The 21,299-nt window shown below is 64.3% G+C and carries 23 protein-coding genes and 1 tRNA gene; 5 read left to right on the top strand and 19 right to left on the bottom strand.

The genetic code is table 11. The annotated features are described in order from the left end of the window. The 16 genes from P2PM1_RS17390 to P2PM1_RS17315 form a co-directional block, all read right to left on the bottom strand. Nucleotides 1-864: a branched-chain amino acid ABC transporter permease gene (locus tag P2PM1_RS17390; RefSeq protein WP_186387627.1), complete on the bottom strand. Its 864-nt coding sequence runs from the start codon at nt 862-864 to the stop codon at nt 1-3. After that, on the bottom strand, nt 861-1,574 hold the full coding sequence (locus tag P2PM1_RS17385) for an ABC transporter ATP-binding protein (RefSeq protein WP_186399910.1): 714 nt from the start codon (nt 1,572-1,574) through the stop codon (nt 861-863). Before P2PM1_RS17385 ends, P2PM1_RS17390 begins: the two co-directional genes overlap by 4 nt. Then, nucleotides 1,571-2,290: an ABC transporter ATP-binding protein gene (locus P2PM1_RS17380; protein WP_186387629.1), complete on the bottom strand. Its 720-nt coding sequence runs from the start codon at nt 2,288-2,290 to the stop codon at nt 1,571-1,573. The genes P2PM1_RS17385 and P2PM1_RS17380 overlap by 4 nt, the downstream gene beginning before the upstream one ends. Nucleotides 2,291-2,445: 155 nt before the next feature. Next, nucleotides 2,446-3,006 (bottom strand): flavin reductase family protein, encoded by a 561-nt coding sequence (locus P2PM1_RS17375; RefSeq protein ID WP_186399909.1) that lies wholly within the window; start codon nt 3,004-3,006, stop codon nt 2,446-2,448. Between the two features lie 61 nt (nt 3,007-3,067). Further along, complete coding sequence (locus P2PM1_RS17370) at nt 3,068-4,285, bottom strand: acyl-CoA dehydrogenase family protein (RefSeq protein WP_186387631.1); 1,218 nt, start codon at nt 4,283-4,285, stop codon at nt 3,068-3,070. A gap of 20 nt (nt 4,286-4,305) precedes the next feature. Then, complete coding sequence (locus tag P2PM1_RS17365) at nt 4,306-5,094, bottom strand: alpha/beta fold hydrolase (protein WP_186387632.1); 789 nt, start codon at nt 5,092-5,094, stop codon at nt 4,306-4,308. A 10-nt stretch (nt 5,095-5,104) separates the two neighbouring features. Next, nucleotides 5,105-6,124 carry a zinc-binding dehydrogenase gene (locus tag P2PM1_RS17360; RefSeq protein ID WP_186399908.1) on the bottom strand — a complete coding sequence of 340 codons (1,020 nt, stop codon included), beginning with the start codon at nt 6,122-6,124 and terminating at the stop codon, nt 5,105-5,107. Then, nucleotides 6,121-7,164: a branched-chain amino acid ABC transporter permease gene (locus P2PM1_RS17355; protein ID WP_186399907.1), complete on the bottom strand. Its 1,044-nt coding sequence runs from the start codon at nt 7,162-7,164 to the stop codon at nt 6,121-6,123. The genes P2PM1_RS17360 and P2PM1_RS17355 overlap by 4 nt, the downstream gene beginning before the upstream one ends. A gap of 2 nt (nt 7,165-7,166) precedes the next feature. Beyond that, nucleotides 7,167-8,024 (bottom strand): branched-chain amino acid ABC transporter permease, encoded by an 858-nt coding sequence (locus tag P2PM1_RS17350; protein WP_186387635.1) that lies wholly within the window; start codon nt 8,022-8,024, stop codon nt 7,167-7,169. Next, the gene (locus P2PM1_RS17345; protein WP_186399906.1) at nt 8,011-8,739 is read right to left on the bottom strand and encodes an ABC transporter ATP-binding protein; all 729 of its coding nucleotides are present in this window, start codon (nt 8,737-8,739) and stop codon (nt 8,011-8,013) included. The genes P2PM1_RS17350 and P2PM1_RS17345 overlap by 14 nt, the downstream gene beginning before the upstream one ends. Further along, nucleotides 8,736-9,485 carry an ABC transporter ATP-binding protein gene (locus P2PM1_RS17340; RefSeq protein WP_186387637.1) on the bottom strand — a complete coding sequence of 250 codons (750 nt, stop codon included), beginning with the start codon at nt 9,483-9,485 and terminating at the stop codon, nt 8,736-8,738. The genes P2PM1_RS17345 and P2PM1_RS17340 overlap by 4 nt, the downstream gene beginning before the upstream one ends. Nucleotide 9,486: 1 nt before the next feature. Further along, nucleotides 9,487-10,776, bottom strand: a complete 1,290-nt coding sequence (locus P2PM1_RS17335; protein WP_186387638.1) for an ABC transporter substrate-binding protein — start codon at nt 10,774-10,776, stop codon at nt 9,487-9,489. A 78-nt stretch (nt 10,777-10,854) separates the two neighbouring features. Continuing rightward, nucleotides 10,855-11,655: an SDR family NAD(P)-dependent oxidoreductase gene (locus P2PM1_RS17330; protein WP_244301548.1), complete on the bottom strand. Its 801-nt coding sequence runs from the start codon at nt 11,653-11,655 to the stop codon at nt 10,855-10,857. Nucleotides 11,656-12,003: 348 nt separating this feature from the next. Beyond that, nucleotides 12,004-13,278: an ABC transporter substrate-binding protein gene (locus P2PM1_RS17325; RefSeq protein ID WP_186400068.1), complete on the bottom strand. Its 1,275-nt coding sequence runs from the start codon at nt 13,276-13,278 to the stop codon at nt 12,004-12,006. 69 nt (nt 13,279-13,347) lie between these two features. Then, entirely contained in the window at nt 13,348-14,001 is a 654-nt protein-coding gene (locus P2PM1_RS17320; RefSeq protein ID WP_186399904.1) for an alpha/beta hydrolase, read from the bottom strand. Next, on the bottom strand, nt 14,001-14,960 hold the full coding sequence (locus tag P2PM1_RS17315; protein WP_186399903.1) for a VOC family protein: 960 nt from the start codon (nt 14,958-14,960) through the stop codon (nt 14,001-14,003). Before P2PM1_RS17315 ends, P2PM1_RS17320 begins: the two co-directional genes overlap by 1 nt. Nucleotides 14,961-14,986: 26 nt before the next feature. On the opposite strand from P2PM1_RS17315, the gene P2PM1_RS17310 reads away from it, so the two are divergent. Next, nucleotides 14,987-15,346 carry a hypothetical protein gene (locus tag P2PM1_RS17310; RefSeq protein WP_186399902.1) on the top strand — a complete coding sequence of 120 codons (360 nt, stop codon included), beginning with the start codon at nt 14,987-14,989 and terminating at the stop codon, nt 15,344-15,346. Between the two features lie 392 nt (nt 15,347-15,738). Here the strand turns inward: P2PM1_RS17310 and P2PM1_RS17305 are convergent. After that, nucleotides 15,739-15,813, bottom strand: a tRNA-Gly gene (locus P2PM1_RS17305). A 257-nt stretch (nt 15,814-16,070) separates the two neighbouring features. On the opposite strand from P2PM1_RS17305, the gene P2PM1_RS17300 reads away from it, so the two are divergent. From P2PM1_RS17300 to P2PM1_RS17285, 4 genes are all read left to right on the top strand, one after another. Then, the gene (locus P2PM1_RS17300; RefSeq protein ID WP_186399901.1) at nt 16,071-16,586 is read left to right on the top strand and encodes a prolyl-tRNA synthetase associated domain-containing protein; all 516 of its coding nucleotides are present in this window, start codon (nt 16,071-16,073) and stop codon (nt 16,584-16,586) included. Nucleotides 16,587-16,735: 149 nt separating this feature from the next. Next, entirely contained in the window at nt 16,736-17,725 is a 990-nt protein-coding gene (gene trxA, locus P2PM1_RS17295) for a thioredoxin (RefSeq protein WP_186399900.1), read from the top strand. A gap of 161 nt (nt 17,726-17,886) precedes the next feature. Further along, the gene (locus P2PM1_RS17290; protein WP_186387645.1) at nt 17,887-18,567 is read left to right on the top strand and encodes an LON peptidase substrate-binding domain-containing protein; all 681 of its coding nucleotides are present in this window, start codon (nt 17,887-17,889) and stop codon (nt 18,565-18,567) included. Between the two features lie 126 nt (nt 18,568-18,693). Further along, on the top strand, nt 18,694-18,897 hold the full coding sequence (locus tag P2PM1_RS17285; RefSeq protein WP_186399899.1) for a Trm112 family protein: 204 nt from the start codon (nt 18,694-18,696) through the stop codon (nt 18,895-18,897). A 90-nt stretch (nt 18,898-18,987) separates the two neighbouring features. Here P2PM1_RS17285 and leuB read toward each other — a convergent pair whose 3' ends face one another. Next, the gene (gene leuB, locus P2PM1_RS17280) at nt 18,988-20,100 is read right to left on the bottom strand and encodes a 3-isopropylmalate dehydrogenase (RefSeq protein ID WP_186399898.1); all 1,113 of its coding nucleotides are present in this window, start codon (nt 20,098-20,100) and stop codon (nt 18,988-18,990) included. Between the two features lie 96 nt (nt 20,101-20,196). Further along, a complete protein-coding gene (locus tag P2PM1_RS17275) occupies nt 20,197-21,156 on the bottom strand; it encodes a threonine/serine dehydratase (protein ID WP_186387648.1) in 960 nt (319 codons plus the stop codon). Nucleotides 21,157-21,299 lie beyond the last annotated feature (143 nt).

The following is a 21,299-nucleotide window of genomic DNA, read 5'->3' as shown; positions in this document are numbered from 1 at the left end:
TCAATCATGGGCGCGGGGAAAGAGCCCCCGCGGCCGCACGAGCAGAATCAGAACGAAGGCGACGTGGCCTGCCAGGATCTGCCATTCGAGCTTCAATGCCGCACCGAACGCCTGGGCGACGCCGATGATGAGCCCACCGATCAGCGTCCCCCATAGGCTGCCGAGGCCACCGATGATCACCGCTTCGAATGCATAGAGCAGGCGTGCCGGGCCGATCGATGGATCGAAATTCGCCCGTGCGCCGAGATAGAGCGCCGCGATCGTGGCGACGACCAGCGCGATGCCGGTGGCGAGCGCAAAGACCCGGCGTGGACGGATGCCCATGAGCTGCGCGGTGACGGAGTCGTCCGATGTCGCCCGGAAGGCGCGTCCGATCGCTGTGCGATAGAAGATCCAGTTAAGGCACAGGATCACGAGAATGGCCGAGGCGAAGGTGATCAGCGGCATCACCCCGACGCTGACCGAGCCGAAGGCAAGCGACTTGGCCTCGATGGGGCCGACAGGCAGTCTGCGACTGTCGGCGGTGAACTGTTCGAGCAATGCGTTCTGGATGACCACCGACAATCCAAAAGTGACGAGAAGCGGTGGCAGGATGTCGTCGCCCAGCACCCTGTTCAGAAGAACCGTCTGCAACAGCCAGCCCAGCAGGAACATCAGTGGCAAGGCGATCAGCGCCGCCACGAAGGGATTGAGGCCAAGAGCGGTACCGATCCCCAGTATAAGATAGGCGCCGAGCACGATCAGGTCGCCGTGGGCGAGATTGACCAGCCGCATAATGCCAAACACGAGGCTGAGGCCGGCGGCAAAAAGGGCATAGAGCCCGCCGAGCAGCAGTCCCTGGATGAGCGTGTCCAGCCAGATCATGAATGCGTTATCCCGAAATAGGCGTCGTGGATGGCCTCGCGCGACAGCTCGTCCGGCCGTCCCGACAGGGTGATACGTCCCTCCATCATGCAGTGGACCCTATCGGCGACTCGCAACGCCTGGCCGATGTCCTGCTCGACGACGATGATCGCCGTCCCGCTTTCACGGATGGTCGGAAAGGCCGCATAGATTTCGCGGATGACGACCGGGGCCAGGCCGAGGCTGAGTTCGTCGCATAAAAGGACCGAGGGGTTCGACATCAGCGCCCGCCCGATCGCGACCATCTGTTGCTGTCCGCCGGAGAGCGAGGTGGAGGGCTGATGCCTGCGCTCCGAAAGGACCGGGAACAGTTCGCACACACGGCCCTTGTTCCAGAAACCACTGCCCTTGCGGGCATGTGCTCCGATCAGCAGGTTCTCCTCGACCGACAGACTGGGGAACAACCGCCGACCCTCGGGAACCATGCTGATTCCGGCCCTCAGAATGTCGGGCGCGCTCAACTGATCAATGCGGCCGCCATCGAGTGTCACGGTTCCGGCGGTGACACGCGCGATCCCCGTGATGGCACGCATCAGCGTTGTCTTGCCGGCACCGTTGGCGCCAATAATGGCGAGGGTTTCGCGCTGCTTGAGCGCAAGGTTGACGCCAAACAGCGCTTGGAAGTCGCCATAGTGAGCTGTCAGATCCTTGACCTCGAGAAGCACGCTCATGCCTCGATCCCCAGATAGATTTCGCGCACTGCCGGGGCAGCCATGACCTCGTCGGGTTTGCCAACCATCAGCATGCGCCCGAAGTTCAGAACCATGAGCCGGCTGACGACGGCATTGAGCGCGTGCAGGACATGCTCGATCCACAGGATCGCGGTGCCTTGGGCGTGAATGGCGCGTATGGTCGAGATCAGTTCGCCGCACTCGGCGTCGGTCAGGCCGCCCGCGATCTCGTCGAGCATGATGACGCGCGGGCGGGTGGCGAGCGCGCGCGCCAGTTCCAGACGCTTCCGATTGAGGAGCGGCAGAGCCCCGGCCTTGTGGGTCGCCAGATGTGCAAGCCCTGCCCGCTCGAGAATATCCATGCAGAAACCCGGTGCCTCTGCGGCGCTCACAGATCCGCCGAAGCGCGCCGCGACCAGCAGATTTTCATAAACCGAGAGATGATCGAAAGGTTGCGGGATCTGGAAAGACCGGCCGATGCCACTGCTGCAGCGCTGCATCGCGCTCTCGTAGGTGACGTCGCGCCCGTCGAGAACAACGCGGCCGCTGTCGGGACGCAGGTTGCCCGAGATCAGGTTGAAGAGCGTCGATTTCCCCGCTCCATTGGGACCGATGATGCCCATCGCCTCGCCCGGGGCGAGTTCGAAACTGACATCATCGGTGACCTTGAGCGCGCCGAAACTCTTCGACATCCCCTGTACTGCCAGGATAGCCATGGCCCTCCCCCTCGATCACCCGATCGCGCTGCTGCTGCAACCTCCTCGATATCATCACCGTACCCCCGACACGCTGACGGCAAGATCGGATGACTGCGCGAAAATATCACCCTTTGGCATAAGTCCCCGCGGTCGGCGCACGCCTCGGACGACACTCAGCGGAAGACGTCGCGGTATTCCTCCTCGAGCGAAACGATACTCGCCACGCCCTCGCTGTTTTCACGCAATCGATGCCAGCGTCTGTCCATGTAGACGAGCGATTCCCTCTCAGGCGCGTCGAGACCTGCGGCTGCGCCTTCAAGGAGTTCAGCCGCCACGAGTGTCGCCCCTTCGACCGGCAATGTGCCGGTGATGCGTGCGCGGAACCACGTGGACACGCTGGTATAGAGAGGCTCGCCGGTCGGCAGCCTTTCCCATGCGACGCCGCCTCCGAAACGGTCGACGCCGGGGGTCGCACCAAGCCGCGCCAATTCCAGATCCGGATAGCGCAACAGGTGGATGATCACCGTTTCCGACTGGAGGACCGTGGCGGTCGAGCCGGACCGCGCCGACAACGAGAACGCCACGGTCGGAGGCGTGGCGCTGACCGAGATCAGCGACGACACGGTCATGGCGACGGGCTTCCCGCCGGGATCGGCGGTAATCACCGCGACTCCGGCGGGATGGCACCTGAAAGCTTCGCGGAACGCTTCCGCGATGGTGTCTGTCTTCATCATGGGATGCCTTGGCTGCTTCCGTCGCAGAGCGGCGCGGACATGGCGCCGCCCTGCATATGCGTCACTTCTCGATCAGGTCGTAGAACTGCCAGACCCGGTCGGACCAGAGCCCGCCGATCTCGCGGCCGGCGGAGGTGACGATCGACGGCGCGATCGTAAAGTGGTTCGCCGCCACCATCATGTCTCGGAAGGTGCGCTGGAGGACCCCGGCGCGCAGGCCGGCGCCGCCGGAAGCGCGATAGGCGAAGTTGCATATGTCGACGCCGACTTCGTGAACCTGCGCCTTGGCGAGATGCACGAGACTGATCTGACGCGTCGTCATCTGCTTGCCCGCCTCGGCGCTCGCCTCGATATCGCCCCAGACTTCCATCACGAAGGCGCGAGCGGCGCGATAGCTGGCCTCGGCGCGACCGTAGTCATGCCAGAACTTCTCGCTTTCACCCAGCATGCCGGCGCGGCCGGACTTGGAGCGCGCGAATTTCGCGATCTCATCGAGCATGCGTCGGCCTGCACCCATTGCCCAGCCGGTATGGCCGATCGCGGCGAGGCCGACGATCCCGAGGCTGAAGAGCTCCTCGAGACGCTGCGGCGGCGCCGTCAGGATCGGGAAGACCAGATCCTCGGCAATGAACACATCTTCGGCGGAATAGTCGATCGAGCCGGTGCCCTTGAGCCCAAGCACGTCCCAGTTGCCAAGCTGCTTGTGCTCGCCGATGGGCGCATGCGCGCACATCACGATGACGTTGCCGTCCTCATCCTTGGCCGGCTTCCCCTCCCCGTCGTCGATGAAGCAGGCAGAGTGCGACCACGTGGCGTGGCTGAAACCCGAGCCGTAGCTCCATTTTCCGGTCAGGCGATAGCCGCCCTCGACCTTCTTGAGCATGCCAAGCGGTGCGCCCTGTCCTGAAAAACGGTTGTCGGTCCCCGGCGCAAACAGACGCTCTACGGCGCTGTCGGGGAGGAAAGCCGCCGACATGGCCCCGATGCAGCAATGCACCATCGACACCCAGCCAGCCGATCCGGACCACCAGCTCACGGCCTCGAGCAGTTGCAGAACCTCGGTCGGACGCATCTGCGCGCCCCCGAGTTTTTCCGTCGCCAGAAGGTGAGAGAACCGCAGCGGTTTCAGCGCCTCGAAAGTGTCTCTCGTCAGTTCCCCGGCCTCCTCGTCCGCTGGGGCGTTGGCTTCCAGGGTCGGGCCGATCTCCTCGATCTTCTTCAGGACCTCACGATAATCGATACTGTCGCCCCAGTATCTGTGCTTCATGGGCTTGTTCATGGCATCTCCTCTCGATTTATTCAGGCGGCGAGAAAATCGCCGATAGTCTTCAGGCTCTCGGGTTTCTCCTGGAGCACCAGGTGGCCGGCATCCGCGATCAGAAGGGTCTGCGCGTCCGGCAGCGCCGCCGCCCAGAGCGACGCCTGACTGGCGGGAAGGAGCGTGTCCTTCTCCCCCCAGACGATCAGGGTCGGATTGGTAATCCGCGCCATCATCCGGCGCAGGTTCGGGTGCCCCATGCCAAACGGCGCGCAAAGCCGGCCTACCGCCTCCCCTTCCCGCGCCCGATCGGCGCCGAATTGTTCCGCAAAGGCCGGATCGGAGCCGTCCGGGAAGTAGCGCAGCGCCACCGAAGCATCGTGGGCCAGGTATCCCGGAAGGTCCTGCGGCGCGATCGCGCCGAGATCGGTCGCCGGATGGGCCGGATCGTTCAGGCCGGCCGGTGCGACGAGGACGACGCGGTCGAACGTCTCGCGAGCGACGGCCGCGAGTTCCGTCGCCATCCAACCGCCCATCGAAAAGCCCATCAGATGCGGCTTTTCGGGCAGGTCCATCGCGTCGAGAAGGTCGAGATAGTGAATGATGGCGTCGGCCATTCCGGAAACGGCCGGCGCGTCGGCGGAATACCCCATCCCCGGATGGCTCGGGCAATAGACCCGGAACCGGTCAGCCAGTCCTTCCGCGAAGTCGAAGCCTTCGAGTGTCGCGGCACCATGCAGGAACAGAACCGGCTTCCCCTTGCCGACCGCCTTGACCACCGTGCGGATCCCGCCAATGTCGTATTCCAATGTCTCGAACTGAACAGTCATTTTTGCCTCCTCAGGCGATCTCGGGCTGGATCAGCACCTTGCATTGTGTGGTCCGCCGGCGCAGGCCCTCGAAGATCTGAGGCACCGGCGATAGACCGATCCGGTCGGTGATAATGGTCTGCGGCGCAAACCTCGCGCCCTCGCCCAGGACATCGAGTGCGATGCCGAATTCGTGGTGTTGATGGAAAAAGACGGAGAAGATCAGATCGATCTCCTTGGACAGCGCGACAAACGGATCCCAGGAATCCCCACCGACGCAAAGCCCAACTCCGATCACCTTGCCCTGCAACCGGACCGCCTCGGTCGCCGCCTGCAGCAGCCCCGGCTTGCCCACGCATTCAAAAACGATGTCGGGCGGCCCGCCACACAGATCGGCAAGATGGTCTGCCAGCTTATCGTTCGATAAGGCAAAGCCGGTCGCGCCGAGGACATAAGCGCGTTCTGCCTGATGGTCGTGGAGATCGGCCATAACAACGTGCGAAGCGCCCAGACGCCGCGCCCAGAAGGCAATGAGAAGACCGATCGGGCCCGCGCCGAGAACAGCGACCCTGTCTCCGACTTTCATCCCAGAGCGCACGACACAGTGAAGTGCCACGGCAAGCGGCTCCGCAAGGGCGGCATCGCTCACCCTCACGCCATCGGGAAGAATGTGGCACTGCCGCGCCGCGACCGCCACATACTCGGCATATCCGCCGCCGATCAGTCTCATCTCCACGCAGCGCGCCGGGTCGCCCGACCTGCAACGTTCGCAATGACCACAGCCACGCATCGGAACGACGGCCACCATGTCTCCGGCTTTCAGGGTCGTCACCGATTTGCCAACCGCCACGACCTCACCGGCAATCTCGTGACCGAGGACGAACCCTTCACCGATCCCGAACGGCGCCGGATCCTCCGTGATATGAAGATCGCTGCCGCAGATGCCGCAGGCCTCCACCCGTAGCACCACCTCGTCGCCTCCCGGCGTCGGGTCGGGCACCTCGCCGATCCGTAAGGGTCGGCCGACCCGGTCGAAGATCGCCGCCTTCATGCCCTGTCCTTCCTTTCGACAAGGAGGTGCCGTCTGATCGGAAACCAGGGTGCATCCCAGTATTTGGAAATCATCCCCCAGATGCCGGTGCGCGCGTAAAGCGCCACGAGAACAGTCATCACGCCGAGGACGACGAAATAGCTCGCGCCATACTCGCCGAAGAACCGGTCGGCGACGAAGTAGATGAGGGCTCCGATCAGCACGCCCTCGATCGTGCCGATCCCGCCGATCATGACGATGAAGATCGCCACGTTCGACCACATCGGATCGAAGGCGGACGGCGGGTTGATGCGCAACTGCGCCATGAAATAGACCGCACCCGCAAAACCGCAGCCGACCGCGGCCGCGACATAGATCATGAAGCGCAGACGGCCCACGTTGATGCCCTGACTGGAGGCGGCGACCGGATTGTCGCGCATGGCGATCAGAGCAAGACCGTAGCGCGAGCGCAGGAACAGGTAGCTGCCGCCGATGGAGACGAGGATCATCAGCGCGCAAAGCACCGACATGGCGACGTTCCGCTCGAAGCCGGAATACTCGCGCATCACGGCGAGCGACATGCCGGCCCCTGCATTGACCCATCCGAGATTGGACGCCACCAGGCGGAACACTTCGGCCACGACCCAGGTCCCGATGGCAAAATAGGGTCCGTCGAGCCTGTGGAGCAGCAGATAGCAAGGAACAGCGACCAGAGCCGGCACCACCAGCGCCAAGGGGATGGCGAGGAACGGGTTTATGCCGAACGTCTGCGCCAGAACGAAGACCGCATAGCCGGCCACGCCGATGAAGGCCTGCTGTCCCACCGAGACCAGCCCCGCGTAGCCGGCCAGCATGTTCCACATCTGTGCTGCGACGATGTAGCAGCACAGTTCGAGGACCATCCGGATCGTCCCGGTCTTCGCCCACCACGGCATGGTGGAAAGGGCGACGATCACGAGAACGAAGAGGCTGAGCGCGATAACACCGGAAACAGTCTGACGGCGCACCCTGATCGCCGGCGGTGCGGCAACGGCATCGGCGGAGGTCGAGATCGAGGTCATGTTCACGCTCTCCCAAAGAGGCCTTGCGGGCGCAGGGCAAGCACCAGCAGGAAGACGATGTGGCCGGACAGCACTCCGAAACCGGGATCGATGCGGAACCCGACGGCCTGTGCGACACCGAGCACCATCGAGCCGGCGAACGCGCCCCATACGGAGCCCATGCCGCCGATGATCACGGCCTCGAATGCATAGATGAGTTGTGCTCCGCCATCGGCCGGCGCGACAGTCGAACGGAGGGACTGGAAGACGGCCGCAAAGCCGAGAATGCCGACCGCGATGGCCGTGGCCATGGCGTAGACGGACTTCGGATTGACGCCGGTCATGGCGGCCGCCTCGACATCCGCGGAGGCGGCGCGCAACGCCCGGCCGAAACGCATGCGCTTGAGCATGAGGTCCAGCCCCAGAGTCAACCCGGCGGCGACAAGAAGCACGATCACCGGCAAGAGGCCGATGTAGATTCCGCCGATCTCGATCGAACGGCTCTCCAGTCCGCCGCCGGGTAGCGAACGGCTGTTGGCCGACCAGATCTGCAGCATCAGGTTCTGCAACGCCAGCGAAAGACCGAAGGTCGCAATCAGCGACGGCAGAGGATCCTCGCCGACAACGCGGTTGAGTACGGCGCGCTGCAGGATCCAGCCGAATGCCAGGGCCAGCGGCACCAGCGCGGCCATGACGGCAAAGGGTCCTAATCCGAACGATGATGCCAGCGATATGCCGATCAGGGACAGAAGGATGACCAGGTCCCCGTGGCTGACATTGACGATCCGCATCACGCCGAACATCAAGGCCATTCCGAGCGCATATTGCGCGTACATGCCGCCCAGGAGGATACCCTGGACCAATGCGTCAACCCACTGCATGGCCACCTCCGAAATAGGCTTCACCGATCTGTTCGCGGGTGATCTCCTCGGAGCGGCCGCTCAGCGTTACCCGGCCCTCGAGCATGCAATAGAGGCGATCCGACGCCGACTTCGCCAGACCCACATCCTGCTCGACCAGGATGATCGAGGTGCCTTGCGCGCGGACTTCCGGAAGCACAGCATAGATCTCTCGAACGACCCTTGGGGCGAGGCCGAGACTGATTTCATCGCACAGCAGAAGGCGCGGCTGACACAGCAGCGCGCGGCCGATCGAGACCATTTGCTGCTGCCCGCCGGACAGGCTCTCCACCGGGGTTCTGGCCTTTTCCTCGAGGATCGGGAAGAGCTGGTAGAGCCGCGACAACGTCCAGCAACCCTTGCGCTCGAAACGGCTTGATTGATCGATCGCGACGCGGAGGTTGTCGCTCACCGACATCCCGGTGAACAGGCGCCGCCCCTCGGGAACGATCGCCACGCCCTTCTGCACCATCCGATCGGTGGGCGTACCGCCGACGGGCGCACCATCGAAATGGACCATGTCCGGAGCGACGGGCAACAATCCCATGACCGCGCGAAGGAAGGTGGATTTCCCCGCTCCGTTTGCCCCGATGAGCGCCACGGCTTCGCCCTCGTGCACCTCCACATCGACATCGTAGAGCGCCTGGAAGTCGCCGTAACCGGCCACGAGACCGTGCGTTGAGAGAACTTCCGTCATGCCTCGATCCCCATGTAGACACGCATGACTTCGGGATCGGCGATGACCGTCTTCGGTTCGCCTTCTGCGATCTTCTCGCCAAAATTGAGGACCAGCAGCCGGTCGGCCACCGCCATCAGCGCATGCAGGACATGCTCGATCCAGACGATGGTGACGCCGCGGTCCCGGATGCGGGAAATCAGCGCCACGAGGTCTTTCGATTCCTCGTCGGTCAATCCGCCGGCGATCTCGTCGAGCAACAGAAGCTGCGGCGAGGAGGCAAGCGCGCGTGCCAGTTCGAGCCGCTTGCGGTCGAGGAGCGTCAACGACCCGGCCAGCGTGTTGGCCTTTTCGAACAACTCGCAGTCACGGAGCACCTGCGCACAGAAGTCGTAACTTTCCGCCTCCGAGCGGCCGCCGCCGAAGACGGAAGCGACGAGCAGGTTCTCGAAGGTCGTCATGCCTGAATAGGGTCGCGGTATCTGATAGGTCCGCCCGATCCCCATCCGGCAGCGGCGATGTGGCGGCTCGCCCCGGAGCCTGACCTCGCCGAGCCGGATCTCGCCGCCTGACGGCTTGAGATCGCCGCTGATCAGGTTGAAAAGCGTCGTCTTCCCCGCGCCGTTCGGGCCGAGAATGCCGAGTACCTCGCCGCGATAGACATCGAATCCGACGTCGTGCAGCACCCGGACAGCGCCGAAACTCTTCGACACGTTCCGGGCCTGGAGAAGACATTCCCGCGGATTGTTTTCCTGCTGCCCGTACATGTTACCAGGTCAGCGCCACGATCTTCTGCTCCGGCGGGAACAACTGGTTGACGGTGTTGTCGACGATCTTCAGGTCATAAGGCCATGTCTCGCCCTTGACCCACTGGCCGCCGAAGATCGGGGTCGTGCAGATGTTCTTGTGCGGCTGCCCGGAGAAGCGGATCTGCCCGACGACGGTCTGCAGATCCGTAGCGGCAAGCGCATCGCGGTTGGCTTCGCGATCGAGGGGATTGCTGGAGCGCCTGAGAACGTCGATGGCGATCTCGAGAACCGCGTGGGAGTAGCCGAGGGGCTGCGTCCATTGCCGCTTCTGTTCCGCTTCCCACTGATCGGCGATCTGCTGGCCGGACTGGGCGGTGATGGAGGACTTGAACGGAAAAGCCGGCGTCCACCAGACTTCGCTGGTCATACCGTTGCCGAGTGGTCCCATGGCCTCGACCCCGCTGGGGAACAACAGCGCCGCAGCAACGGTCACGGCCTTGGGCTTGTAGCCCTGCTGGTTGCACTGGGTGACGAAGGTCTTCAGGTCGTCGGGATAGGTAATGCCGCCGATGATCTCGCAACCGGCCGCCTTGAACGCGGAGATCTGCGCCGAAAAATCGTTTGTCCGGGGTTGGAAATAGCCCGGTATGGTGACGTCGTATCCGGCTTCCCGCGTCGGCCTGGGCAGACCATAGTCCTCGTTGCCCCAGGTCTCGCCGTCGATGTTCTGCGGAAACAGCATACCGACCTTGCGGTTGGTATCCAGTCCGTTCCAAAGACCCACGAAAGTGTTCAACGCTTCGTCGAGACCCCAGAAGAAGTGGTAGGTCCAGTCGAATTCGCCGCCGCCGCGAGGCATGATCACCGCCTGCCAGGGAGCGCCGGCCGAGATGCAGGGCGTCTCGTAAAGTTCAGCCTGCTCCATGGACGGCAGGATCGTGTCCGTGGTCGAGGCCGGAACGAGGATGTTCACCTCGTCGTTGAGGATCAGATTGCCGGCGATTTCCGCCGCCTTGTTCGGATTGGACTGGCTGTCGCGCTCGAGAATTTCGATGTCGTACAGATCTCCGTTGGCTGACCGGATCTGCCCTCCGAGCGCTTCGCGGATCTTCTGCACGGTGAAGCCATCGGTCTCGCCAAACAACCCGAGCGGACCGGTGGCCGGCGAAATGTAGCCCATCTTGATCCTGCCTGCGGTCTGTGCGCGCAGAACCGTCGGCATGGCGAGCGAGCTTGCCGCCACCGACGCTCCGAGCCCCTTGAGCACGGTTCGCCGGCTGGGGCGGATTAGTTTGTTGATAAAGGCCATTTTTGGTTTCTCCTCTCCAAATCGGCCGGCGCTTGCCCTGTTACGGGCACCTCCTCAAACGCGCCGTCCTTTCGCCTGTCAGGTCATGCGGATCAGTGAACCGCCATCGATCACCACCAGGGATCCGGTCATGTAGGATCCGGCTGGCGATGCCAGCAGCAGTGCCAGTCCCTTGATGTCCTCCACATCGCCGATGCGGCCGATCAGCGACTGCGCCTCGAATGCGGCGCGGTCTTCCTTGTTGCGCAGACGTCCCCCGGCAATGTTGGTGATGAAAGGCCCGGGCAGGATCGCATTGACGCGAATTCCGTAGGCACCCAGTTCCATCGCCATGTGGCGGACGAAATGGTTCACCGCCGCCTTGGCAGGCATGTAGGACGTGCCGACGATGCTCTCGTTGATCTCGCTCGCGATCGAGGACGTGACGATGATCTTTCCCGCGCCCCGCGGCTTCATGTGGCGCACCGCGTTCTTGACGGTCGTGTAGACCGAGGTCAGGTTGATTTCGATTCCGCGGTCCCATTGCGCATCGGGAATGTTCTCGATCGCGCCATCGGGATTGCGTTCGCCGAGCGGCGTCAAGAAGCCCGGCCCCGGGTCGATACCCGCATTGGCGTAGACCGTGTCGATCCCGCCATGTTTGTCCGCCACCTTGTCGAAGGCTTCGGCCATCGCGGAGCGGTCGGCCACGTCGACCTCGATCCCCCAAACATCCCCGCCGGTCGAGGAGATCTCGTCGATGGTCCGCGCAATTCCCTCGCCGTCGACATCGAAGATGCAGACCCGCGCGCCCCCGGCGGCCATGATCTCCGCATAGGCCCGGCCAATCCCGCTCGCCCCCCCGGTCACAATCACGGACTGGTCGCGCACATCGAACATCTGTTCCAGCCGGGACATGGCTTATCCTCCCCTCCCATATGCAGGCAGACAGGAAGGACGCCCGGCCGCGTCGCGGCCGGTGCTGCGGGCGCTGTGGGTTCGCCCGGATCCTCCACTTGTCAGTATGCCTTGCCCACCTCCCCCGATAGGCAAAGAGCGTCTCCTCGCCCCATAACGAGGCCTCTACCCCGCTCAAGTCAAATGCACAAAACGCCGATTAATATAGCTATGAGTTATGATAAGACCTCGAAAGTCTTGGAAAAATGATACAATGGCAAGGATCGCGCCAGGAATGCCGGCGCGATCTCGCGATCTTCAACAATCCTGCAAACAGGCCATACCGCCAGTTCAGGTGAGCGCTTCCATCTGTCCGCCAGTCGGGATTTCGGGCGCAGCCCCATTCTCAACGACGACGAGGTCGTAGCCGCCATCCTCCTTGATCCGCCATTGACCACCGGTCAGCGGCGTTTTGCAGACGTTCTTGGCCGCGAACTCGGGGACACCCTCGCCATTCCAGGCGACCTTGCCGACGACCGTTTCCAACTGCGTGGTCGCCAGCGCTTCGGCGACAAGGTCGCCGTCGGTCGGATCTTCCACGCGGCCCATCACGTCCGCCGCCACCTCGAACAACGAATGGACGAAGCCGATCGGCTGGGTCCAGGGGCGCCCGGATTGCTCTATGAAATCCGACGCGAGTTCCGCCGAACTCTGTCCGGTCAGCGACGACTTGAACGGATGGGACGGCGTCCACCAGACCTCGGACGAAAGGTTGTGCCCGGCATCGCCAAGCGCTTCCACCGATTGCGGGAACAACAGCGCCTTGGCGACGGTGACTGCCTTCGGCGTGATCCCCTGCTGGCGCAACTGGTTCCAGAAGGTCGTGAAATCCGGCGGGATGAGAACGCCGGTGATGATGTCGGTCCTGGCAGACTTGAAGGCGTTGATCTGCGCCGAGAAGTCATCGGACAGGTTCTGGAAGCTGCCCGGATTGGTCAGGTCGTAGCCGCGCTCCGCCAGCCCCGGCTTCAAACCGTTCACGGGGTCGCCCCAGGCATTGCCGTCCGCATCGTTGGGAAACAGTCCACCGACTTGCCTGTTGGTATCGAGCTGGTTCCACATGGCGGTGAAGACCCGGATCACATCTTCCATGCCCCAGAAATAATGATAGGCGTAGTCGAAGGGCTGCCAGGTCGACGGATCACGCGGATTGCCCTGCTGCCCGATGAACCAGGGCTGCCAGGGCGCCACGGTGGAGACGACCGGCACGCCTTCGGATTCGCACACGCCGGCGACCGGATTTGTCGTCTCGGGCGTCGATGCGACCAGCATCATGTTCACCTTGTCGCTGAGGATGAGCTCCTTGGCGACATCGGCGGCGCGGTTCGGATTGGACTGGCTGTCCTTGACGACGACCTCGAAGTTCCCGCCGTGCGGGGAAGTAAGGAATTTGGCGATATTGTATGCGTCGCTTTCGGCGAAACCGGCCAGCGGACCGGTCTGCGGCGAGACGTAACCGAGCTTGATCTTCCTGCCCTGCGCGATCGCCGGCGCGGAAAGACCCGAAGCAGCAAGCGTCAGCCCGGTGGCGACGGTGGTTCTCAGAAACGTCCGTCTGTCGAGCATCATGTCTCCCTCCCTTTGTATGTCGTCTTGGTGTTCATCCGCTCCCGCACCACCAGGATTCGGAGCTTTTTAGCGCGGCGCCGCCATGGTGACCCGGCCGCCCGCGGCGAGTTCTGTCAGGATCGATTGCAGCATCGCGATTTCCGCATCACAAACTTCATGAGCGCGCCCTGGGATCGTATCGGTCCTGAGTTGCGCGCCACCTTCTCCAAGCTCGCGTACCGCCTCGCAAAAGGCGCCGATGGGAATCCAGGGATCGGCATCCGATCCGGTCAGATAGACTGGCAATCCGGCGCGAAGCTTGTGCGGACGATCATCCGCCGCAACGCCGACCCGGCATCCTGTGAACGCCACGAGCGCATCCGGGGCGGCATAGCCGGCAAACGCGTATTCAAGCGCGAGACAGGCGCCCTGCGAAAACCCCGCCAAAACCAGTGGCAGGTCTTTACCGTGGATCGCCCGCGCGTCTGCGATATCCTCCGCGAGGTGGTCCAAGGACGCAGCGAGCGCCGCGCGGGCGCCCACCTCCAGCGGATCAACCGCCCGGGCCGCGTACCAGACCCCGCCCTCTGCGCGCGGCAGCACGAAGGTAACATCCGGCAGGTCGAGCCTTTCCACGATATGCGACTGCATTTCCTCGGGCGACTGGCCGCGGCCGTGAACCAGAACGCAAAGCCCCCTGGCTCGGCCGCGGGCCCGCAGGTGCAGAGCCTCTGCCCTCATCAGGTGAACTCGGCCGCTTCCAGGCCCTGACGCAATTCGTCCTCACGGTCCTTGAACCAGGGCGGGAAGACCAGCGTCTTGCCGATCTGCCCGGGAGGTTCGTCACGCGCCCAGCCCTCCGGAGTCGTCCAGGCAAGCTCGAAGAGTGCGCCGCCTGGCGAACGGACGTAGCAGGACTTGAAGTAATTTCGGTCCTTTTGCTCGGAGATATCGGTAAAGCCGAGCCCCTCGATATGGGCGCGCAGCTTGAGTTGGTTTTCCTCGTCGCCGGTGTTGAGTGCCAGATGGTGAATCGTACCGCCGGAAAGGGTCCATGTACCTTGAGGGCTCTCGCGGTCGGTGATGACCTCCACGCGCTGGATGACACCACTTGCGTCGGGCACACGATAGACGGTGCCTTCGTCCGAATCCGCCTCCTTTTCCAGCGGCAGCGCGACGGTCATGAAGTCGTCCATGGAGGTTCGGTCGAAACAGGCGACGACCGCGCCGTAGATGCCCTTGATACCGTGGTCCGCGCTGATGCCCCGTGCCTCGTTGGCAATGGGAGTTCGGTTGTCGCCGTCGCTCTCGACCAGTTCGTGTGGGATGCCGCACGGGTGGGCAAAGATGACGCGATCCGCCCCGAAACGGGTGATCTTGTCCGCCTTGACGCCCCGGCTGTTCAGCCGCTCGACCCAGAAGTCGGCCGCTCCCTTGGGGATGGCCTGCAGGATTGCGCGGGACTGGTTGGTCCCCCGACGCCCGTATACGCCCGGCTTGCGGAAGGGAAATGTGGTGATGATGGTCGAAGCGTCGCCATCGGGCGACCCGTAATAGAGGTGATAGACCGGGATCACGCCATCGAAGAGCACCGTGCGCTTAACGGAATAGAGACCCAACGTCTTCGTATAGAAATCGAAATCCTCTTGTACCCCGTCCGTGGAAAGCGTCAGGTGGTGATAGCCGCTGATCTGAGCCAAAATGAAATCCTCCCTGGATATGCGACTTGGTGGATGCGGGCTTGCGCAACGCCGAAAATCCGGCCGGACAATCCCTCATTGGCACCGTAACGACGTTACGCACGCCCGCCGTCAGCCCGCCCTCCTCCGGATGGAACGCGCTGTCGAAAGGCATATTTGTTGTGAAGGAACTTGGCGCGGCGACCGTCACCGCCCTGATCCGCAACGCCGGCACCGATCGCGAGAGTCGAAACGCGGGTTGTCCCCTGGCCACCGATGGCGCACGTGACTTCGCTTCAGCGTATGGATTTCCATCCATCCGTCCTTCCTCCCGTCTCATAACCGTAGCGCATGAGGACATGGACGTTTATGCGATGTTGGACGCCTTACATCGCGTTTTGTTATAAGAGGCTTAAGTAACAAATGACCTGCGGAAGAGGAATGAACCGCTAGTGCTCGTCTCTTCTCCATTTTAGGTGACGAGGGAAGAGCGTGCGCCACTCCGAAGAAGCGCCGGTCCATATCGAGGGTTTTGGCGGGTGTCCAGCCGCTACCCGCACCATAAGCATGAGGCGGGTCAACTACAGGGGGTATAATTAGAGTCGGGACAATCCAGCGCTTCAGATGCCGCCGGAAGCTCCGGGAGGCAGGAGACTGCGCTGCGCCATACCAATTCCAATGGCGCGCTACCGCATTCAGCAATGCGATTTCATCTGCTTACATGCCGAGCGCTGAGGAGCGTGCAAGCAAAAGGCGCCTCTCAAGGCGCCTTTTAAGCTCTTACTTTCTTTTGTAAAACTGGAGCGGGCGATGGGATTCGAACCCACGACCCCAACCTTGGCAAGGTTGTGCTCTACCCCTGAGCTACGCCCGCATCAGTTTGTGGCAGCCGGCCGCGACCGGCGCCTGAGGTGGGCTGTATATGAACCAAGGCGCTACGGATTGCAACAGTGTTTTTCGCGCGTCGCGGGCTGTGGATGATCAGTGGATTTCCGGGCCCTTGCAAGCTTTGCGCGAGCCCCGGCTTGTGCGGAACCCGCCGCCTCGGCTAGATCGTTGGGGCCTCGGTTCGCGAGGCGAAATCGAGCCTTCCCGCCGGAAATCCGGTTCCCAGGATCAGGACAGGAGCCCATGCCGGCCAGCCGCCAGGACCTTCTCGCCTTTCTCGACGGCCTCGCCATCGACGTCACGACGCGCGATCATCCGGCCGTCTTCACGGTCGCCGAATCCACCGAAATCCACGACGAAATTCCCGGCGGCCATACCAAGAACCTGTTCCTGAAGGACAAGAAGGACCGCATCTTCCTCGTTGTGGCGCTGCATGACGCGGAGATCGACCTGAAGTCGATCCACCAGCGCATCGGCGCGCAAGGACGGGTCTCCTTCGGCAAGCCCGACCTCTTGATGGAGGTGCTTGGCGTACCACCCGGATCGGTGACGCCGCTCGCCCTGATCAACGACCGCGACGCGCAGCGCGTCACGCCGATCTTCGATGCGGCAATGATGGAGGTCGAGCCGCTCAACTTCCACCCGCTGGAGAACACCGCGACCACGACGATCTCGCGCCAGGGGCTGCTGGCGTTTGCGCGCGCCTGCGGTCATGAGCCACTGATCATCGCCGTATCGGACAAGCAAGGCGCGGTTTGAATTTTGCCGCCGATGCGCCCATGTTAGGCGCAACAGGCGGGAGCCCTCCCGATCGCCCCGATCCCATCGCGGCGGGCCGAAGGGATCCAGACGAATCACGCCGCGGACAGGCTCGTGCAGGCCGTCCGCGCAACCGGGGACGACAGGGTATGAGCAACGACGGTTTTTCGGTCGGAGGCAGCTTCGGCGGCTCCTTCGGCGGGGGCGGCTACGGATCCCGTCCCGCCCCGACGGGCGGCGCCGGCCCCGTGGCACCCGCCCCGGCGGCCGACGTCATTCGCGACGTCACCACCCAGACCTTCATGGCCGACGTCATCGACGCCTCGCGCAAGCAGCCAGTGCTCGTCGATTTCTGGGCACCGTGGTGCGGTCCCTGCAAGCAGTTGACGCCGGTGCTGGAAAAGGCGGTGCGCGATGCGCGCGGCGCCGTCATCCTTGCCAAGATGAACATCGACGACCATCCGGAAGTGGCTGGCCAGCTCGGCATTCAGTCGATCCCGGCGGTGATCGCCTTCAAGAACGGCCAGCCGGTCGACGGCTTCATGGGCGCACAGCAGGAAAGCCAGGTGAAGGCGTTCATCGAGCGGGTCGCCGGCCCGATCGGGCCGAGCGAGCTGGAGCAGGTGCTGACCCAGGCCGAAGCCGCGCGCGCGGCCGGCGATCTGGCGCAGGCCGCACAGCTCTACGCCGCCGCCCTGTCGATGGAGCCGGAAAACACTGTGGCGATCGGCGGCCTGGCCCAATGCTATGTTGCCGCCGAGGCGCTCGACAAGGCGCGCGAGGTGCTGGCGATGGCGCCGGAGGCGGACGCATCCGATCCGGCGATTTCGGCCGCCCGTGCGGCGCTGGAGCTGGCCGAACAGGCCAGCAGCCTCGGCGATCTCGCCGGTCTCGAGGCACGCATCGCCGAAGACCCGTCCGACCACCAGGCCCGCTTCGATCTGGCCGTGGCGCTCGGCTCCAGCGCCGCGCGGCGCCAGGAGGCGGTGGACCAGTTGATCGAGATCGTGCGCCGTGACCGGGAATGGAACGAGGACGGGGCGCGAAAGCAATTGCTGCAGTTCTTCGAGGCCTGGGGCCCCAAGGATCCGGCCACCGCCTATGGACGGCGCCGCCTGTCCGCCGTGCTGTTTCGCTGATCCCCGCGCCCCGGACTTCCGGCCGATACGACCGTCCGGAACGTGGCGCCCGTTTCCGCCTCGCGACCCCCGTCACTGGCCGCGAGGCGCCTGCGCGCCCATATAGGAAGAGAGAAGGCGGGCCGCTGCCTGCCGCAACGCTTTCCAACGGGTGATCCGACATGCGCGCCGGAAACGCGATCTATTCCAATTTCTCCGACCTGCCGGCGACGGTGCCGCTGTTCCCGCTTGCCGGCGCGGTCCTGCTGCCGAAGGCGCAGATGCCGCTCAACATCTTCGAACCGCGCTATGTGGCGATGATCGACGCGGCACTGAGCGGCGAGCGGGTGATCGGCATGATCCAGCCGGATTTCGCCTCCGGGCGGAGCGAAGAGGCCGTGCCGCCGCTGGTCGGCATCGGCTGCCTGGGGCGCGTCATCGCCTTTCAGGAAACCGGCGATGGCCGCTACCTGGTGACACTCACCGGAATCGCCCGCTTCCGCTTGGCGGAGGAACTGGCAACGCTGACGCCCTATCGGATCGGGCGCATCGCTTCGGCCGGCTTCGCCGAGGATTTCGCCACCGGCCTCGGCGAGGACAAGGTCGACCGCGACGGGCTGGTGAAGACGCTGCGCGCCTATCTCGACGCGAACGATCTGGAAGCGGATTGGGACAGCATCGACCGCGCCTCCACCGAGGTGCTGGTCAACGCGCTCGCGATGATGAGCCCCTATGGCCCGGCGGAGAAGCAGGCGCTGCTGGAGGCGCCGGACCTGCGTACCCGTGCCGAGACCCTGGTGGCGCTGACCGAGGTCGACCTGGCGCGCCGCAGCCGCGACGACGGCGGGGTGACGCTGCAATAGCGCGGACCACCCTGGCTCGCTACGCTTGGCCTGATGGTTCCCCCAGCCTGTTGCATTGCCGCGGGTGTCGTGGCAGCAATCGGCGCAGCAGCCGGGCTGCAAGGCCCGCACCGGAGACAAGACGAGATGGCGAGCGAACCTGTCCACACACTCGACCGCAAGCTCTTGGAGCTGCTGGTCTGTCCGCTGACCAAGACAACGCTGGAATACGACGCGCAGAAACAGGAGCTGATCTCGCGTGTCGCAAAGCTCGCCTATCCGATCCGCGACGGCATCCCGATCATGCTGCCGGACGAGGCGCGCCCGCTTGACGATAGCGACACGACCTGACCGGGTCGCACGCGGCAGGCTGAAACGACAAAGGGCCGGTCTCCCGCAGGAGCCGGCCCTTCGCAGTCGTATTGCAGAATTCCGCCTTGGTCAGGCGCTCAGTGCATCCAGTTCGGCGACGACGGCATCGCCCATGGCCGCGGTGCCGATGGCGCTGTCGCCCTTGCCGGCGATGTCGCGGGTGCGCAGGCCCTTGTCGAGCGTCGCCGAGATGGCCTTCTCCAGCAGGTCCGCTTCCTCGACGAGGCCGAAGGAATAGCGCAGGCACATGGCAAAGCTGGCGATCATCGCGATCGGATTGGCCGCGCCCTTGCCGGCAATGTCCGGCGCCGAGCCGTGCACCGGCTCGTAGAGCGCCTTGCGCTTGCCGGTTTCCGGATCCGGCGCACCGAGCGAGGCCGAGGGCAGCATGCCGAGCGAGCCGGTCAGCATGGCCGCAACGTCGGACAGCATGTCGCCGAACAGGTTGTCGGTGACGATGACGTCGAACTGCTTCGGCCAGCGGACCAGTTGCATGCCGCCGGCATCGGCCAGCATGTGCTCCAGTTCAACGTCCTGGTAGCCGTCCGCGTGGGCCTGGGTCACCACCTCGTTCCACAACACGCCCGACTTCATGACGTTGCGCTTTTCCATCGAGGTGACCTTGCCGCGGCGGGTGCGGGCCAGCTCGAAAGCGGCGCGGGCGATGCGATCGATCTCGTAGGTCTCGTAGACCTGGGTGTCGACGGCGCGCTTCTGGCCGTTGCCGAGATCGGTGATCTCCTTCGGCTCGCCGAAATAGACGCCGCCGGTCAGCTCGCGCAGGATCAGGATGTCGAGGCCCTCGATCACCTCGCGCTTCAGCGACGAGGCATCGGCCAGCGCCGGATAGCAGATTGCCGGGCGCAGGTTGGCGAAGAGCTCCATGTCCTTGCGCAGCCGCAGCAGGCCGGCTTCCGGGCGCACGTCATAGGGAACGCCGTCCCACTTCGGGCCGCCGACCGCGCCGAACAGCACCGCGTCCGACGCCATGGCACGGCCCATCGCCTCTTCCGAAATCGCCTTGCCATGCGCGTCATAGGCGCAGCCGCCGACGAGGTCTTCCTCGGTCTCGAAGCTGGCGGTGCCGCGCGCGTTGAACCAGCCGAGCACCTTCTTCACCTCGCCCATGGTCTCGGGGCCGATGCCATCGCCGGGCAGGAGCAGCAGTTTGTAGGTCGTCATGGAAAGCGTATCCTCGTGGATTTTCCGGGAAGGGCGGAAGAGATGATCTTTCAGGTTTTTGCTAGAACGTCGCGCGCCGCTTGGCAAGCATGCGCCTCACCAGGCAGCGATGCTGCCCAGTTCGACATTGCCGCCGCAGACGAGCACGCCGACCCGTTCTCCCGGCGCCGGCCGGTAGGCGCCCGAGGTCAGCGCCGCAAGCGCGGTCGCCCCGCCAGGCTCGGCCGCCACCTGCAACTCGGCCCATAGCCGCGTTTGCGCCTCGCGGATCGCCTCGTCGGTCACCAGCAGGCTCTCATCCACATGACCCGAGCAGATCTTGTGCACCAGATCGCCGCAGCGCCGGGCACCGAGACTGTCGGCGGCGAGGCTGTCGACCGGCACGTCGACCGGCCGGCCCGCCTCCAGCGCAGCGTTGAGCGCGCGCGAACCTTCCGGCTCGACCGCAACGACCCGCACCTTGCCGGCCAGCCACAGCGCGCAGCCGGAAATCAGCCCGCCGCCGCCGACCGCGATCAGCACCGTGTCGAGATCGGGCACCTGCTCCAGCCACTCCAGCGCCACCGTACCCTGGCCGGCAATCGTGCCGGGCGCATCATAGGCGTGAATGTCCATCGCGCCGGTCTCTTCCCGGTGGCGGGCGCAGGCTTCGGCCGCATCGGCATAGCGCATGCCGCCCACATGCAGCCTTGCGCCGGACGCGCGAATGCGGGCGATCTTGGCGGGCGCGGAGGTCTCGGGGACGAAGATGTCGGCGGGGTGGCCGAGGACGCCGGCCGCATAGGCGACGGCCGCGCCGTGATTGCCGCCGGACGCCGCGGCAACGCCCGCCTGCGGAACCTTGGACGACAGCAGCGTGTTGAAGGCGCCGCGTGCCTTGAAGGAGCCGGTGTGTTGGACAAGCTCCAGCTTCATCGACAGCGAGGCGTCGATACCGAAGCTGCCGGCGCCGCTCTCGACCACCGGCGTGCGGCGCACCCGGCCGGCGATCCGTAGGGCAGCGGCCTCAATGTCGGCGGCGGTGACGGAAAGACGCGTTGCGGCCGGATCGGTCATGACATGGCTCCGTGAGAACATGATTGGGCGGGCAAGTCGGGCAGGCCGGCGGCACAGCGCGGCCCCTGCCAGCAACCTTTCGGCGCGCCGTGCAACAGCCGCGCTTCACCCGGCGGAAGATGAACCCGGTCGAGACGATCTGC

It is taken from the genome of Stappia sp. P2PMeth1, assembly GCF_900185735.1.
Taxonomy (GTDB): Bacteria; Pseudomonadota; Alphaproteobacteria; order Rhizobiales; family Stappiaceae; genus Stappia.
This window is presented reverse-complemented; position numbering and strand designations above follow the sequence as displayed.